This window comes from Pseudomonas sp. 22526, from assembly GCF_052044735.1.
GTDB lineage: Bacteria > Pseudomonadota > Gammaproteobacteria > Pseudomonadales > Pseudomonadaceae > Aquipseudomonas > Aquipseudomonas piscium.
Genome location: NZ_JBQENK010000014.1, coordinates 75,299 through 90,772 on the forward strand (window position 1 = coordinate 75,299; position 15,474 = coordinate 90,772).

General features: G+C 64.1%; 16 protein-coding genes. 5 read left to right on the top strand and 11 right to left on the bottom strand.

The window, feature by feature from the left end:
* Positions 1–17: 17 nt before the first annotated feature.
* The 5 genes from ACTJKT_RS21090 to ACTJKT_RS21110 all read right to left on the bottom strand — a co-directional run bounded on the left by ACTJKT_RS21090 (position 18) and on the right by ACTJKT_RS21110 (position 3,226).
* Positions 18–599: a DUF1842 domain-containing protein gene (locus ACTJKT_RS21090; RefSeq protein ID WP_440788411.1), complete on the bottom strand. Its 582-nt coding sequence runs from the start codon at positions 597–599 to the stop codon at positions 18–20.
* Between the two features lie 52 nt (positions 600–651).
* Positions 652–1,287: a DUF1842 domain-containing protein gene (locus ACTJKT_RS21095; RefSeq protein ID WP_097302757.1), complete on the bottom strand. Its 636-nt coding sequence runs from the start codon at positions 1,285–1,287 to the stop codon at positions 652–654.
* Positions 1,288–1,322: 35 nt separating this feature from the next.
* Positions 1,323–1,511 carry a DUF1843 domain-containing protein gene (locus ACTJKT_RS21100; RefSeq protein WP_440788412.1) on the bottom strand — a complete coding sequence of 63 codons (189 nt, stop codon included), beginning with the start codon at positions 1,509–1,511 and terminating at the stop codon, positions 1,323–1,325.
* Between the two features lie 274 nt (positions 1,512–1,785).
* On the bottom strand, positions 1,786–2,382 hold the full coding sequence (locus ACTJKT_RS21105) for a TetR/AcrR family transcriptional regulator (RefSeq protein WP_440788413.1): 597 nt from the start codon (positions 2,380–2,382) through the stop codon (positions 1,786–1,788).
* Positions 2,375–3,226 (bottom strand): 3-hydroxybutyryl-CoA dehydrogenase, encoded by an 852-nt coding sequence (locus ACTJKT_RS21110; protein WP_440788414.1) that lies wholly within the window; start codon positions 3,224–3,226, stop codon positions 2,375–2,377. Before ACTJKT_RS21110 ends, ACTJKT_RS21105 begins: the two co-directional genes overlap by 8 nt.
* A gap of 171 nt (positions 3,227–3,397) precedes the next feature.
* Here ACTJKT_RS21110 and ACTJKT_RS21115 point away from each other — a divergent pair, with 171 nt between their 5' ends.
* On the top strand, positions 3,398–4,411 hold the full coding sequence (locus tag ACTJKT_RS21115; protein WP_440788513.1) for an AraC family transcriptional regulator: 1,014 nt from the start codon (positions 3,398–3,400) through the stop codon (positions 4,409–4,411).
* 10 nt (positions 4,412–4,421) lie between these two features.
* Here ACTJKT_RS21115 and ACTJKT_RS21120 read toward each other — a convergent pair whose 3' ends face one another.
* The 4 genes from ACTJKT_RS21120 to ACTJKT_RS21135 form a co-directional block, all read right to left on the bottom strand.
* The gene (locus tag ACTJKT_RS21120) at positions 4,422–5,045 is read right to left on the bottom strand and encodes an HAD family hydrolase (RefSeq protein WP_440788415.1); all 624 of its coding nucleotides are present in this window, start codon (positions 5,043–5,045) and stop codon (positions 4,422–4,424) included.
* A 148-nt stretch (positions 5,046–5,193) separates the two neighbouring features.
* Positions 5,194–5,808 carry a hypothetical protein gene (locus tag ACTJKT_RS21125; protein WP_440788416.1) on the bottom strand — a complete coding sequence of 205 codons (615 nt, stop codon included), beginning with the start codon at positions 5,806–5,808 and terminating at the stop codon, positions 5,194–5,196.
* Between the two features lie 311 nt (positions 5,809–6,119).
* A complete protein-coding gene (locus tag ACTJKT_RS21130; RefSeq protein ID WP_440788417.1) occupies positions 6,120–7,892 on the bottom strand; it encodes an acyl-CoA dehydrogenase C-terminal domain-containing protein in 1,773 nt (590 codons plus the stop codon).
* Between the two features lie 124 nt (positions 7,893–8,016).
* On the bottom strand, positions 8,017–9,639 hold the full coding sequence (locus ACTJKT_RS21135) for an acyl-CoA synthetase (RefSeq protein ID WP_440788418.1): 1,623 nt from the start codon (positions 9,637–9,639) through the stop codon (positions 8,017–8,019).
* 324 nt (positions 9,640–9,963) lie between these two features.
* On the opposite strand from ACTJKT_RS21135, the gene ACTJKT_RS21140 reads away from it, so the two are divergent.
* From ACTJKT_RS21140 to ACTJKT_RS21150, 3 genes are all read left to right on the top strand, one after another.
* Positions 9,964–11,853, top strand: a complete 1,890-nt coding sequence (locus ACTJKT_RS21140; RefSeq protein WP_440788419.1) for a PAS domain-containing sensor histidine kinase — start codon at positions 9,964–9,966, stop codon at positions 11,851–11,853.
* A complete protein-coding gene (locus ACTJKT_RS21145; protein ID WP_440788420.1) occupies positions 11,850–12,485 on the top strand; it encodes a response regulator transcription factor in 636 nt (211 codons plus the stop codon). The genes ACTJKT_RS21140 and ACTJKT_RS21145 overlap by 4 nt, the downstream gene beginning before the upstream one ends.
* Before the next feature lie 93 nt (positions 12,486–12,578).
* Positions 12,579–13,328 (top strand): hypothetical protein, encoded by a 750-nt coding sequence (locus ACTJKT_RS21150; RefSeq protein WP_440788421.1) that lies wholly within the window; start codon positions 12,579–12,581, stop codon positions 13,326–13,328.
* A gap of 464 nt (positions 13,329–13,792) precedes the next feature.
* On the opposite strand, the gene ACTJKT_RS21155 is transcribed toward ACTJKT_RS21150, so the two are convergent.
* Positions 13,793–14,194: a type II toxin-antitoxin system HicB family antitoxin gene (locus ACTJKT_RS21155; protein WP_097305320.1), complete on the bottom strand. Its 402-nt coding sequence runs from the start codon at positions 14,192–14,194 to the stop codon at positions 13,793–13,795.
* A gap of 36 nt (positions 14,195–14,230) precedes the next feature.
* Positions 14,231–14,413, bottom strand: coding sequence for a type II toxin-antitoxin system HicA family toxin (locus ACTJKT_RS21160; RefSeq protein ID WP_440788422.1), 183 nt, complete (start codon positions 14,411–14,413; stop codon positions 14,231–14,233).
* Positions 14,414–14,955: 542 nt separating this feature from the next.
* Here ACTJKT_RS21160 and ACTJKT_RS21165 point away from each other — a divergent pair.
* On the top strand, positions 14,956–15,474 hold the full coding sequence (locus tag ACTJKT_RS21165) for a sugar O-acetyltransferase (RefSeq protein ID WP_440788423.1): 519 nt from the start codon (positions 14,956–14,958) through the stop codon (positions 15,472–15,474).

Consider the following 15,474-nt stretch of genomic DNA (forward strand, 5'->3'; position numbering starts at 1 on the left):
GGCCCGGACGCCACCTTTCAGCGAGCTTCGAGGCGGGTGATCTCGGCGTTCAACTGCTGCAAGGCGCTACGCAACGCATCGCTGTTGGCCAGCTGCTGTTCGCCCTGGCGGACCACCGCCTTGAGTTGCGCCAGGTCACCGCTGGCCTGGGCATGCTGCACCGCCACGGCATACAGCGGGATGGGGTGATGCGGCACGGGTTCGGGGTGCGGGATCGACGCCTGGCTGACGGTGCCGTGCTGCACGTCCTGCCAGCTGCCCTGGTAGTAGTACCGGTAGCTGGCGGAACCGCTGGCCCAGTCGAGCCCGAGAATCCCCTGCAGGTGGAAGGTCTCGGCGATCTGGCTGGTCGGACCGCTGGGGTTGCCGTCGAGCTTTAGAATGATGTGGCCTTCGGTCGAGGGGTCCAGATGGAGCTGGGAATACTCACCCCACACGTCGGCGAAGAAGTTCACCGGCGGATAAGTGCTCTTGAACACGCGGGCCACGCCGCTGACTTTTTTCTGCGGGGTGTTGACCAGAAGGTCGAGGGTCAGAACCGGGGCCCCCAGCAGCGCCGTGGTGACGTGGAGGCGGGTGTGGAACAGTCCAGTTTGCATGGTGCAACTCCTTGTTCGTATTCAGGGAAGTCGGGTCAGGGGCGAGCGGCGGTCAGCGGCGCTCGAGCTTGCCGATTTCGTCCTTGGCTGCATCCAGCGCGTTGCGCAGTTGTGGCAACTGCTCCAGTTGCTGCGTGGCCTGGCTGGCCAGGGTTTTCATCTGGGCCAGGTCGCCGCTGGCGATGGCGCCATGGATTGGCGCGGCATACAGCGGATGGATTGGTGGATACGCCTGCAGGGCCGGAGCGGTTTCCTGGTGCGTTTGCAGGGTGTAGGAGGGCACCGGCCCGACCAGATGGGCCGGAACGTTTTCGACCGATACCCATTGATGGCCGTTGTAGTACTGGTAGTTGGCGACGCCGCTTTGCCAGTCTTCGCCCACCACCAACTGGATCTTGAAGGTGACGATCGAGTTGGAGCTCGGTCCGCCCTGATTGCCCTGGGCGGTCACCAGGATCTTGCTCGTGCTGGGCGGCATGACGGTCAGGTAGGTGTATTGCCCCCACACATCGGACTGCAACTCCAGGGGCGGATTGACCGCCTGGGTGATGAGCGAGGTGCCGCGCACGGTCTGGTCGGGGGTGTAGACCAACAGGTTGAGAGCAAGGCTCGGCGCGCCCGGGATCGGATTGCCGATCCGGTAGCTGAGGGGAAACAGGCCAACAGGGGACGTAGTGGAACCGGACATGATTGCCTCCAGTGCATTAGAAAATGGAAACGGCCTTAGCGCCGTTCCAGACGGGCGACTTCCTGTGTCAATTGCTCGTAAGCGCTGCTCAGATCCTTGGATTCTTTCTGGGATTTATCGCGCTGTTTGAGCAGGGACTTCATCTGCGGCAGGTCGCCGAGGGAGATTGCTTTCTGAATCGCCACTCCATAGGGCGGAATGACATGTTGCGAGGATGAACTCATGGCTTTGCCTTCCGTGGGGGGTTGTAGAGACTGCGCTATCCGGCAGCTTTTGCAGTTAAGCAGGCCGGGCACGGGGCAAACGCAAGGGCCACCGAATAACTTTGAATAGCCGTTATCGGGAAAAAATATATTCAGGCGGGACAAGCAACTGGCGCGGCGACATAGCGCGTTTGGCAATCAGCAGGACGCGGCTTACGCAGAATAGATACAAGCGGCGGGGGTACTTCGACTCTCGGAAGTGGGCGGAAAAGGGCAGGATCGCCCCGGCCCGGCGTCAGGCCACGGCACTCTGCGGCGAGCTGTGCAACAGCCGTTCCAGGGCGCCGCTGAGCAGGTGTTCCAGCAGGGTTTCGCGCTCGTGTTCGGCCAAGGGCTGTTCGGCCAGCCAGCCGGGCGCACTGTTGAGCAGGCTGGCGATGGCATGCCCGGTGGCCAGCAGCGCCGCGTCGCCGAGCCGCGGCAGCGGGCCGAGGAGCATCAGCAGGCGGCGTTCATATTGCTCGCGCAGCTGGCGCACCCGTTGCTGCTGGTCCTGGTTCAGGCAACCGCTGTCGCGCTCCACCAGGCGGAAATGCCGAGGCAGTTCCCGGTGCAGTTTCAGGTGGGCGCGGATCAGGGTGCGCAGGCGATCGTCCGGCGCCTTGCGCCGCCGTTCGATGCGCCCCAGGGTGCCGAGCAGTTCGTCGTAGAACTCTTCGATCAGGTCCAGCAGCAGGTGCTGCTTGCTCGGGTAATGGTGATACAGCGAGCCCGGGGTCAACCCCAGATAGCTCGCCAGCTCGCGCATGCCGACCTGGCCGAAACCCTTGCTGGCGAACAGCTCCAGGGCCCTGTCGCGGCTTTCGGCGAAACGCGAGCAACGCTCAGCCATAGCGGTGGAAGCCGCGTTCGGTCTTGCGCCCCAGGTAACCGGCGGCGACCATTTCCTTGAGTAGCGGCGCGGGCCGGTATTTGCTGTCGTTGAAGCCGTCGTAGAGGGCTTGGAGGATCGCCAGCAGGGTGTCCAGGCCGATCAGGTCGGCCAGGGCCAGCGGGCCGATCGGCTGGTTGCAGCCCAGGCGCATGCCGGCGTCGATGTCCTCGGCGCTGGCCAGGCCTTCCTGCAACACCAGGATCGCCTCGTTGATCATCGGCACCAGGATGCGGTTGACCACGAAGCCCGGGCGGTTGCCGGCGGTGATCGCGACCTTGCCCAGGCGGGTGGCCATGTCCAGGGCCAGGGTGTGGGTCGCGTCGCTGGTCTGCAGGCCGCGAATCACTTCGATCAGGCCCATCACCGGCACCGGGTTGAAGAAGTGCAGGCCGATAAAGCGCTCGGGCGCGCTGACGCTGGCGGCGAGCTGGGTGATCGACAGCGACGAAGTGTTGGAGGCGATGACACAGGTGCTGGCAACCTGGGCGGCGATCTGTTGCAGCACCCGCAGTTTCAGCTCGAGGTTTTCCGTGGCGGCCTCGATCACCAACTGCGCATCGACCAGACTGGCGTAGTCGGTGCTGGTGCGGATGCGCCCCAGAATCGCCTGTTTCTGCGCTTCGTCCAGGCTGCCCTTGGCGACCTGCCGGTCGAGGTTTTTGCCCACCGTGGCCACGGCCTTTTGCAGGGCGCTGTCGCTGATGTCCAGCAAGGTCACGTCGAACCCGGCCTGGGCACAGACCTGAGCGATACCGTTACCCATGGTGCCGGCGCCGATCACGCCGATATTCTGCAGATTCATCTTGGCTTCTCTTTCTTCGTCCGGGCGTGTCGCAGAGCAGCGCGAACGCGTCTTGCAATGCAACCTTCGAGGCGCGAGTCTAGTGCCCGCGCCGACCCCGGCCTATGCCAAAAGCGCTCAGCCGCGCTGGCGTTTTTTGCCATGTTCACAGTCACAGAGAGCAGTCATTCCATGCGGGAAAAGGATTCGGTCGCGGTCTACTTCGTGCAGGTCATGGTCCACGCCTTGGGTGAGCGGCCCGAGCGCCTGGCCGCGGTGCTGGCCGAGGCGGGCATCGATCCGGCCTTGCTCGGCCAGCCCGAGGCGCGGGTGCCGGCCAGCGCGTTCGCGGCCCTGTGGCTGATCCAGATCCGCGAGCTGCAGGACGAGTTTTTCCAGCTCGATTCCCACGGCCTGCCGCCGGGGGCTTTTGCCCTGATCTGCCGTGGGCTGATCCAGGAGCCGACCCTGGAAAAAGCCCTGCGCCAGTGTCTGGCCAACTTCGGCCTGTTCCTGCGCGACTTTCGCGGCAGCCTCAGTGTGCGCGGCAAGCGCGCGGTGCTGAGCCTCGACAGCCAGCCTCGCGATGAAGCCGCCGGGCGTTTTGGCGAAGAGACCTTCCTGGTGCTGATGATCAGCCTGCTGTGCTGGCTCGGCGGGCGGCGCATTCCCATCGACCGCGCCGACTTCCGTTATCCGCGCCTGTCCCTGAGCGACGATGCCTTGCTCTGGGGGCCGAACCTGACCTTCGGCGCCGAGCGCACCGAAATCGAATTCGCCAGCCGTTTCCTGCGCCTGCCGGTGGTCCAGGACCTGGCCTCGCTCAAGGTCTTTCTGCGCAGCGCGCCGCAATGGCTGGTGATCCGTTTTCGCAACCAGCACGGCCTGGCGACCCAGGTCTATCAACGCCTGCGCCGCAGTCATTACAGCCAGTGGCCGACCCTGGAAGCCTTCGCCGGCGAGGTGCAGGTCAGCCCCAGCACCCTGCGGCGGCGCCTGGAGCGCGAGGGTGTGTCCTACCAGGAAATCAAGGACGAAGTGCGCCGCGGCATGGCCGTCGAACTGCTGCGCCAGAGCCGCGCGAGCATCGGCGAAATCGCCGAGCGCACCGGCTTCCAGGAGCCCAGCGCCTTTCACCGCGCGTTCAAGAAATGGACCGGCGAAAGCCCTGGCCGCTACCGCGCGCGATACCAGCCGGCGAGCTGACAGGCTGGCGTCAAACCGTCAATCCCAACGCCTGCAACTGCCGCCGGGTCTCAGCCGCCGACTGGTGGTGAATCGCATGCCAGCCCAGGGCGTTGGCGGCGACGATATTCGGCGCGTGATCGTCGATGAACACCAACTCCTGAGGCGCCACCTCCGGCAGGTGCGCGCGAATGCGTTGCAGAGTGGTGTGGTAGATCTCCGCATCAGGCTTGATCTGCCGCTCCTGCCCGGAGACCACTATGTCGCGAAAACGCTGCAGGAACGGGTAGTTGTCCCAGGCATAGGGGAAGGTTTCCCGGGACCAGTTGGTCAGCCCGAACAGCGGCATTTGCGCCTGGTGCAGGTCTTCCAGCAAGGCCACGCCTTCATCCAGCTGGCCGCGGAGCATTTCCGGCCAGCGTCCGTAATAGGCCTCGATCAGGGGCGCATGCTCCGGGTGTTCGGCCACCAGGCTGTGGGTCGCTTCGGCCAGCGTCCGTCCGGCGTCCTGCTGGGTATTCCAGGCCTGGGTGCAAATGGTGTCGAGGAACCATTGGCGGCGGGCATCGTCAGGGATCAGTTGGCGGTACAGGTGGTGCGGATTCCAGTCGAACAGCACGCCACCAAAATCGAAAACCACAGCACGAATTGTCATGAACACGTCCTTTTGAGCGGTTGTGGGTCAGGGCGACATCCTGCGATGGTGTGCGGCGCAATGCAATTTACTGGCGGCCCTGGCCTGGTTTCCGGCGCACCGACATGCGCTGCTCGCTGGGCTGCTCGTGCCAGGCCACAGCCATCCTTCAGTCGACAATCACCTGCTCGTTCGGGTCATCGCCCAGGCACACCGTCAGCTGTTGCCCGGCCTTGTTGAACGCACAATTGGGCAGGGCCTGCTGCTTGATCAAGTTCAGCGGCGGAAGGATGAACAGGCTGGCCAGGATCAGCGCGCCGAGGGTCCGGAGAAACAGCACATCCGCGCTAGTGGCGGCTGGCCGAGGCTTGAGACGCCCGCGTCGATACCAGTACAGCCCGCTGAAGATAAAGCCGCAGCCGATCGCCATGGCGTAGTCCAGCTCCCAGGCTTGCGGGCTGAAGATCAGGTTGCCGTCGGCATCGTCCGGGTAATTGATCCGCCACCAGGCGCCCAGCAGCAGCGGCACCAGCCCGGCGACGATCCAGGCCAGGCGGGCGCCGGGCATGCGCGTGAGCAGGGCCAGGGTCAAGCCGAGGGCGCAGACGAGCCACAGGCCGAGGTACAGCTGAAAGCCCATGGCCCCGCCGAACAGGGTGCCGCTGACGTCCCGGGGGACGATCAGTTGCAGGTCGGCAAACACCATCAACGCCAGCGGGGCCGCCACGGCGATTCCGCTCAGGAGGGCGTTGATCCATAACCACAGGGTGAACAGGCGACGCATGGGAGTTCTCGACAAAGACAGGGAAGGGGATGGCACGGGGCGGGCCGGATTCAAGCGAATGGCAAGCCGCTGCCGGTGGCGGACAGGGCCGGATCACCAGGCGGGAATGGGCGAGTAGCTAAGGTGTCGATCAGGTGCGCAGTGCCGGGCAGCAGCATGGCTGGACGGGCAATGATTGGGGCAGGCGCCAACACGTTTCTTCCTTGGGCGGTGTTCGGGGCGCGAAGTATGCAAGGCCGCCGCCGGTTTTGCACCCGCCGCCGTGCAGTATTGGGCAGCAGGGCGGGGCACAGGAGCCCCGCCCGAGGGGGTTAGAACTGCTCCGCTTCCAGGCCGAACAGCGAGGAGCTGCCGGCGCGGATGCTCTGCTCCAGGCTGAGGATGCGCGGCAGCAGGCGGCTGAAGTAGAAGCGCGCCGTGGCCAGCTTGGCGCCGTAGAAGCTTTCGTCCTCGGCGTGCTTGTGCTCGGCCACCTGGGCCATGCGCGCCCACAGGTAGGCGTAGGCCATATAGCCGAACAGGTGCAGGTACTCGACGCAGGCGCTGCCCACCGCGTTGGGGTTCTGCACCGCCTGCTCGCGCAGCCAGTCGCTGAGGTCTTCCAGGCGCTGCACCGCGTCCAGCAGCTCGGCGGCGTAGGCGGCGCCGGGCAGGTAGGCATAGTCGCGGATCTCGCCGGTGAACAGGCGCAGGGCCACGCCGCCGTTGCCCACCACCTTGCGCCCCAGCAGGTCCAGGGCCTGGATGCCGTTGGTGCCTTCGTAGATCTGCGCGATGCGCACATCCCGCACCAGCTGTTCCTGGCCCCATTCGCGGATATAGCCGTGGCCGCCGAAGACCTGCTGGCCGAGGATGCAGCTGTCCAGCCCGGTGTCGGTGAAGAACGCCTTGGCCACCGGGGTCAGCAGCGCCACCAGGGCCTCGGCGTTGTGCCGCTCGTGGGGCTGGTCGGCGAACTTGGCCAGGTCCAGCTGCTGGCCGACGTAACTGGCGAAGGCCCGGCCGCCTTCGGTCATGGCTTTCATGGACAGCAGCATGCGCCGCACATCGGGGTGGACGATGATCGGGTCGGCGATCTTGTCCTTGGCCACCGGGCCTGCGGGCGAGCGGCTCTGGATCCGCTCGCGGGCGTAGGTGCGGGCGTTCTGGTAGGCGTTCTCGGCGCAGCCGATGCCCTGGATGCCGATGGACAGGCGCTCGTAGTTCATCATGGTGAACATTGCCGCCAGGCCCTTGTTGGCCTCGCCGATCAGCCAGCCGCTGGCGCCGTCGAAGTTCAGCACGCAGGTGGCCGAGGCCTTGATCCCCATCTTGTGCTCGATGGAGCCGCAGCTCACCGCGTTGGCCTGGCCCAGGTTGCCCTGGGCGTCGACCTGGATCTTCGGCACCAGGAACAGCGAGATGCCCTTGGGCCCGGCCGGGGCGTCCGGCAGCTTGGCCAGCACCAGGTGGATGATGTTTTCGGTCAGGTCCTGCTCGCCGCCGGTGATGAAAATCTTGCTGCCGCTGATGCGGTAGCTGCCGTCGGCCTGGGGTTCGGCGCGGGTGCGGATGATCCCCAGGTCGGTGCCGGCATGGGCCTCGGTGAGGCACATGGAGCCGGCCCAGCGGCCTTCGTACATGGGCGGCAGGTACAGCGCCTTGAGCGCCTCGCTGGCGTGGGCGTCGATGGCCAGGCAGGCGCCGGAACTCAGGGCCGAATACAGGGCGAAGCTGGAATTGGCGGCGTAGAGCATCTCTTCGAACTGCACCGCGAGCATCTTCGGCATGCCCATGCCGCCGTAGGCCGGGTTGCCGCTCAGGCCGACCCAGCCGCCCTGGATATAGGTGCCGTAGGCTTCCTTGAAACCGGCCGGGGTACGCACTTGGCCGTTGTCCCAGGTGGCGCCTTCCTCGTCGCCGCTGCGGTTGAGCGGGGCGATCAGCTGGCCGGTGACCTTGGCCGCCTCTTCGAGAATCGCGTCGGCGGTATTGGCATCCACCGTCTCCGCCAGGGCCGGCAGCCGGGCCCAGAGCCTGGGCGCGTTGAACACTTCATGCAGGACAAAGCGCATGTCGCGCAGGGGGGCGTTGAATTCAGGCATCGCAACAAACCTCGGGCAAGAGTGGCGGTTGAACGGCCGGGGCCGGGTGATTCAAAAAGGCTAGACCCCGCCATGCCGACTCCCAGCAGGACGACGACGTGCGCGGGGTTTGTGTCTATTCAAACTAGAGGTTTTTCGCCATGTCGCGCAGGACGAACTTCTGGATCTTGCCGGTGGAGGTCTTGGGCAATTGGCTGAACACCACGGTGCGCGGCACCTTGAAGCCCGCCAGATGTTCCCGACAGAAGGCAATGATCTGGGCCTCGCTGACCTGCTGGTGGTCGGCCTTGAGGGTGATGAAGGCGCAGGGCGTCTCGCCCCATTTCTCGTCGGGGCGGGCCACCACCGCGGCTTCCAGCACCGCCGGGTGGCGATAGAGCACGCCTTCCAGTTCGATGGTGGAGATGTTCTCGCCGCCGGAAATGATGATGTCCTTGAGCCGGTCGCGGATCTCCACATAACCGTCCGGGTGGGTCACCCCCAGGTCGCCGGTGTGGAACCAGCCGCCCTCGAAGGCCTCGGCGGTGGCGCTGGGGTTCTTCAGGTAGCCCTTCATCACCGTGTTGCCGCGCATGAAGATCTCGCCGATGGTCTGGCCGTCGCGGGGCGTGGGCGCGAGGGTTTTCGGGTCGGCCACCATCACCCCTTCCAGGGTCGGGTAACGCACGCCCTGGCGCGACTTGATCTGCGCCCGCTGTTCCAGGGGCAACTCGTCCCAGGCGGCGTGCCAGGCGCACAGGGTCACCGGGCCGTAGACCTCGGTCAGGCCGTAGACGTGGGTCACCTTGATGCCCATTTCCTCCACCGCGCCAATCACCTTGGCCGGTGGCGCGGCCCCGGCCACCATGGCGTCGACCGGGTGATCGATGGCGGCCTTGGCCGAGTCCGGCATGTTCACCAGGGCATTGAGCACGATGGGCGCGCCGCACAGGTGTGTGACCAGGTGCTCGCGGATCAGGTTGAGGATCTTCTGCGGGTCGACCCGGCGCAGGAACACATGGACCCCGGCCAGGGCGGTGACGGTCCAGGGGTAGCACCAGCCGTTGCAGTGGAACATCGGCAGGGTCCACAGGTACACCGGGTGGTTGCCCATGGCCCAGGTCATCTGGTTGCCCAGGGAGTTGAGGTAGGCGCCGCGGTGGTGATAGACCACGCCCTTGGGGTTGCCGGTGGTGCCCGAGGTGTAGTTCAGGGCGATGGCCTGCCATTCGTCATCCGGCCACTGCCAGGCGAAATCCGGGTCGCCCTCGGCGAGGAAGGCCTCGTAGTCCAGCTCGCTGACCGGCTGGCCCTCGCCGTACTCGGGGTCGTCGAGGTCGATCACCAGTGGCGGCTGGTCGAGCATGGCGACGGCGGCGTGGATCACCTCATGGAACTCGCGGTCGGCGATCAGCACCTTGGCCTCGCCGTGGGCCAGCATGAAGGCGATGGCCTCGGCGTCCAGGCGCACGTTGAGGGCGTTGAGCACGGCGCCGATCATCGGCACGCCGAAATGGGCCTCGAGCATGGCCGGGATGTTCGGCAGCATCACCGCCACCGTGTCGTTCTTGCCGATCCCGCGTCCGGCCAGGGCCGAGGCCAGGCGCCGGCAGCGGCTGTAGGTCTGGGCCCAGGTGCGGCGGATCGAACCGTGGATCACCGCCGGGTAATCGGGGTAAACGGCGGCGGTGCGCTCGATGAAGCTCAAGGGGGACAGGGCGATATGGTTGACGGCCGTCGGCGCGAGGCCTTGCTCGTAGATGGACATGGTTCGGGTATCCGGTGGCTGATTATTAGCTCTATTGGCCGAGGCCCTTTTAGGATCTGTAAGAAAACTGCCTGCGCTTCGATCATGCTGCGTTAAAAACAGGCTCGGAATGCTCATGTAGGTCCCTACACTCCGCTTCCTCACCTGTTTTTGCCTTGCCTGATCTTTGCTCGGCGAGTTTTCTTGCAGATCCTGGCGGCACTCGGTGACTTATCCGGGAGCTTTTATATACTGCTTGGCAATGGATATGGAAGTACTACCTGAGTTGTATAGTATTTCTACTATATTAATAATTCGCTGATCCGGCCCGCAGGTTTATTGACTATGCCCACCTCCACCCACTTGAACCGCTGGCTGCGTCTGCAGCGTGAAGGCCGGCTGCCGGACTCGCCCTGGCTCGGCCATGACCCGCAACCCAGCCTGCTGCTGGACGCCGAGGCGCGGCCCGTGGACCTGAACCCCGCGCTCCGGCAATGGCTGGATAGCGAGGCGTCGAGCGAGGTCGTGGCGCTGCTGCCGGTCAATCACCCGGCCCTGGTCCGGGCCTGCCTGGAGCAGCAGCGGGCCATCGAAGAGGTCGAGGCCCAGTGGGGCGAGCGGGTGCTGCTCTGGAGCTTTATCCCCGACCCGCACAGGCAACGGGTCCTGGCCCGTTGCCGCGAAGCCACGGCGCAGATCCTCGCCGAGCGCGAGTCGGCCACGGCCCGGCGCCTGTACCGGCTGATCACCGAGAACACCACCGACCTGATTTCCCGGCATACCCCGGACGGCACCTTTCTCGACGCCTCGCCGGCCTCCTGGACCCTGCTCGGCTACTGGCCCGAAGAACTGCGCGGGCGCCTGGCCCGCAGCCTGTTCCACAGCCAGGACCTGGCCGGGCTGACGCAGCGCACCCGGGACGCCCTGGAGCAGGATGGTTACCACACCATGACCTTCCGCATCCGCCATCGCGACGGCCATTACCTGTGGTTCGAGACCGCCTGCCGGGCGATCCGCGAAACCTACACCGGGGCGGTGGTGGAAGTGGTGGCGGTGTCCCGGGACATCACCTCCCGGGTCCAGGCCGAAGAGAACAAGCGGCGCCTGGCGGAAGTGGTGGAGGCCAACCCCGACCCGGTGCTGTTCATTCAGCCCGGCGGCGCGGTGACCTACCTCAACCCGGCGGCCCGGCGCACCCTGGGCCTGGAGGCCGGGCAGCCGATGCCGGACCTGGCAAGCATCCTCACCCAGGAAGTGCTGCACAGCCTGCAACGCGAAGGCTGGCAGCGCGCCGAACACACAGGCCGCTGGAGCATCGAGGCGCGCCTGCAACCGCCGGCCGGCGGCGCGTCGGTGCCGGTGTCGCTGATGCTGCTGGCCCATCGCGCGGCCAGTGGCGAGCGCTTCTATTCCCTGGTGGCCCACGACCAGAGCGAACGGGAATTGCGCGAGGCCCAGCAGCGCCATCACCAGGACGAACTGGCCCACACCGCGCGCCTGGTGACCCTGGGCGAACTGGCCTCGGGCATCGCCCATGAGATCAATCAGCCGCTGGCGGCGGTGGTCAATTACGCCAACGCCAGCCAGCGCTATCTGCAAGCCTTGGATACTCAACCCCAGGCTGTGCAGAAGGTCGCCCAGGGCCTGGAGCGGATCGCCGAACAGGCCACCCACGCCGCCGAAGTGATCAAGCGTCTGCGGGCCTTCCTGCGCAAGGGCGGGCGCCGGGTCCAGGCCCTCGACCTCGCCGAGGTGGCCCGGGAAACGGTGCGCCTGTGCGCCTGGGAGGCGCAGGCCTGCCAGGTGACGATCGAGCTGCGCCTGGCGGATAATCTGCCGCCGGTGTACGCCGACCGGATCTTGCTCGAGCAGGTGCTGTTGAACCTGTTGCGCAACGCCATCGAGGCCAATCGCGAGGTGCATCCGCAGCAGGGCTCGCAGATCGTCCTCGGCGCCCAGGCCAGTAGCGAAGGCGGGGTCGAGGTCAGCGTCAGCGACCAGGGCCCGGGCGTCTCCGCCGAGCAGCTGGCGCAGCTGTTCACCCCCTTCTACACCAGCAAGGCCAATGGCCTGGGGCTCGGGCTGTCCATGAGCCGCAGCATCGTCGAAGGCTTCGGCGGCGACTTGCAGGCCCAGCCCCAGAGCCGCGGCTTGAAGATGTGCTGCCACTTGCCGGCGACGGCCCCGGCGCAAGCCGATTCATTCACCCAACCGACAACAGGAGCAAGGCAATGACGAGTGCGGCGCAGCAGCTGGTGTATGTGGTCGACGACGACCCGGGCATGCTCGACTCCACCGTCTGGCTGCTGGAGTCGGTGGGCCTCAAGGCCGTGCCCTTCACCAGCGGTCGGGAGTTCCTCGAACACTGCGACCCCAGCCTCGACGCCTGCGTGCTGCTGGATGTGCGCATGCCCGGCATGGGCGGGCTCAACGTCCAGGAAGAGCTACGCCAGCGGGATATCCACCTGCCGCTGATCTTCGTCAGCGGCCACGCCGATGTGCCCATTGTGGTGCGGGCGTTCAAGGCCGGCGCCGTGGACTTCATCGAGAAGCCCTACAACGAACAGCTGCTGCTGGACAGTGTGCAGCAGGCCCTGAGTCGCGCCGACGACCGCCACAGCCGCAACGCCGGGGAGGCCCGGGTCGAAGCGCGCCTGGAGAGCCTCACGCCGCGGGAGAAGGACGTGTTGCTGCCGTTGGTGCAGGGCTACAGCAACCGCGAGATCGCCGAGCAGCTGGGGGTCAGTGTCAAGACCATCGACCTGTACCGGGCACGGGTGATGAAACGCATGCAAGCCGAGCACTTGCCGGAACTGGTGGGCATGGCCATCGCCGTCGGGTTGGTGGACCCGCTGCAACTGCGCTGAGGTTGCGGCCACCGCACTTTTTGCGTTTTTGCGGTTCTACTCCTGGCCAGGCCGCGCCGATTCCCCGCGCGGCCAGAGTCCAGAACGGTGCCGATGGTTTATCCGCTTTCTCGTTGTTTTCTGCATGTGTTGCGCCAGCCGCTGTGGCTGGCTGCTGTCTTGATGGTCTGCGCCAGTGGCTGCAGCCAGCAGCAGGGGCGTGACATGGTCCACCAGTTCAGCAATGGCAAACCCCAGGAATTCTTCCAGACCAGTGTCGACCGCATGGCCACCCTGAGCATGCGCGACAACCTGCAAAGCCTTTATTTGCTGATGAACAAGCTCTACCTGCGCAACCCCAACCAGTGGCGCGAGTGGGGCTACACCGACGCCACCAGCGCCGCACGAGATATCCGCCAGGCCATCGAACAGCAGAAGGCCTTGCCGGCCTTGGGCGACCGCCGCGACCTGGCCGCGCTGAGTTATGCCCTGAGCCCGGAGTTTCGTGGCGACCGGGTCGGGGCCTTTATCTATGCGATCGGCAGCATGCTGGTTACCGCCCATGGCGGGCGCACCGAATTTTTTATGACCGACACTATCGATCCGCAGTTTGTCAGCAATGCGGCGCGCAATATTGAAAAGGCCACCTGGATGCTCAGTCAGCGGCAGGGGGCCAATGGAGAGCTGTTGCTGTTTTCCAATGAGATTTCGGAGGAGGGCAGCAATCTGAGTTTTGCTGTGGAGTTCGGGAAGATCGTGGCGCGGTTGGATTTGTTGACGCAGATGCTGGATGAGCGCTACCGGCGCATCGGGTTGAACTATGCGCAAAGCCTGTTGCTGATGAATTTTTTGCCGGTGCAGTGAGAAGGGCTTTAGGTCGCGATTTTCTTGTGTGCATATCCGTTGCTGCGGTAACAGCGGCTGGGCTCCTGTAGGAGCGAAGCTTGCTCGCGATGGCGTCTGTTCTGGCGCTGCATTTTTTGGACGGTGTACATATCCATTCCTGCGGTCACGGCTACTTAGGGTTCCGCCCTTACGGCGGGTCACTTTGGAAAAGCGCCAAAGTAACCAAAACGCTTCGCCCCCCCACTCGGTACCTCGCCTAGGCTCGGCATGCCCTCACTTCGGCATTGATCCGTGGGCCGCCGCCACAGGCCATCCATGGCCTGGGGCGGCTAACCCGGCATCCCTGCCGGGTTACCCACGGCTCAATACCTGCGTTCGGCCATCGTGGTTAACGGGGCGTTCAGATCAAAAGCAAAAGCAACGCGAGGCGGCCTACCGGCCGGCCTGGAGTTCGGGGTTGTGCGTAGGAGACTTCGCGGCTTTTAACGCCCCAGCTTCTCCATCGCCGCATCCGCCAAAAAAGACGACCGGCTCTTGATGTTGTGCTCCCGCACAAAGCGATCAATTCGCTGAATCACATACCCCGGCAGGGTCACATTGACCTTCTCGGTCTTGCCCAGGTAAGGCGTGATATCGATATCCAGCATGCCCCAGCCCATCCCCTCGAAGTCGGGGTTGGCGCGGTGCGTGCCGGTGGGAGAGGGCAGGGGAATGGCGTGCCCTGCACGGGCCAGTTCTTCGAGCATGACGTGGGCGATCTCGATGGCCGCGCTATATGCGGCCTCGAAGCTGTCGCCGGCGGTTACCGCCCCGGGAATGTCGGGAATCTGGATGCCGGTAGCAGTGTGCTCGTCGCCCCATTCGATGCAGATGGGATATTGCACGGGGATCTCCTCAAAAGGTGCGAAGGCTGAAGGGGGCTATATCAGCCCGGCCAGTTTCTTGATGGCCTTGACCGTCCCCCGTGGCAGATCCTTCTTCGGGTGAGGCACCGGAACGGTCTCGGGCCGGTAGGGATGCTTGAACAGATGATGGCTGCCGGTGACGCGCTCCAGCACCCAGCCTGCGGCTTCAAGCTCCTTGATCAACTGTCTGCTTTGCACCTCCATCTCCTTATTGGGGGGAGAGGTGCTTTATAACTCCAGGCGCATAGTAGCGCAGGTTGAATTGTGTGTCTGGAGTTATATATTCCGCTTCGTAACCCCTTGCGCAGCGTCATCGCGGCGAGGATCAAGAGGTGCTGGCCCTGTAGCAGCAAGTCCCTTATCAACCTACGCATCGCTGGTCAGGTGCGACGCGTAATTGGCAGCCCATCGGCGCCGTCACACTCAATCCAGAACGGAAGTAACAGGCCCTGAAAACAGTGACATAACAATACGACTGACGTAATAACAAACTTGCAAAGCGCTGGTGGCGAGTGTAGAAGGTGGAAAGATTTCAGGAAGTGCTGAAGTATATTTAAAAAATAAATAGTAGATGGAGATGATGATGGCTGAAGGGAATCAGGCTATTGGGAAAGTGTGGGCGTTAGTTGTTGGTGGTAGTGGCAGGCGCGGAACTAATGATCGTCTTGTTTGCCCCCGTTTACTTGCCGATCAGCACGGCATGAGTGCTCTCTGTTACGCCCGTGTGTACAGGGTGGCGTATGCGTGAGTTCATGACATTCGATGCGGCGGAACCTGCTTTAGTTGCCCGTAGGCGCACCGCCCGTGCTTTGTGTTCCTCCATCAGCAATAACCCTGATGGTCGGGAGCCGCTTTATAAACTCCTGTTCGGATCAGTGGGTGAGGGGTTTGAACAGTGGGGCAATTTCTTTTGTGAGTTTGGTTCGAACATAAACATTGGTGAAGGTGTTTTTATTAATGCCAATGGGGTGTTCCTCGATGCGTTTGAAATAAACATCGGGAACCGTGTGTTTATCGGGCCTCATGTCGGTATTTATACCTCTAACCATGCCAAGGATCTTGAGCAGCGGCGTCGTTATATAGAATCGGGTGCACCTGTAGTCATTGAAGATGATGTATGGATTGGCGGCGGCGCAACAATCTTGCCGGGCGTCACAGTGGGTAAGGGGTCAATTATCGGTGCGGGTGCTGTCGTGGCAAAGTCGGTTCCGCCACACAGTAAAGTGCTGGGCGCTGGTTCTCAGGTTTATCCGATCTAA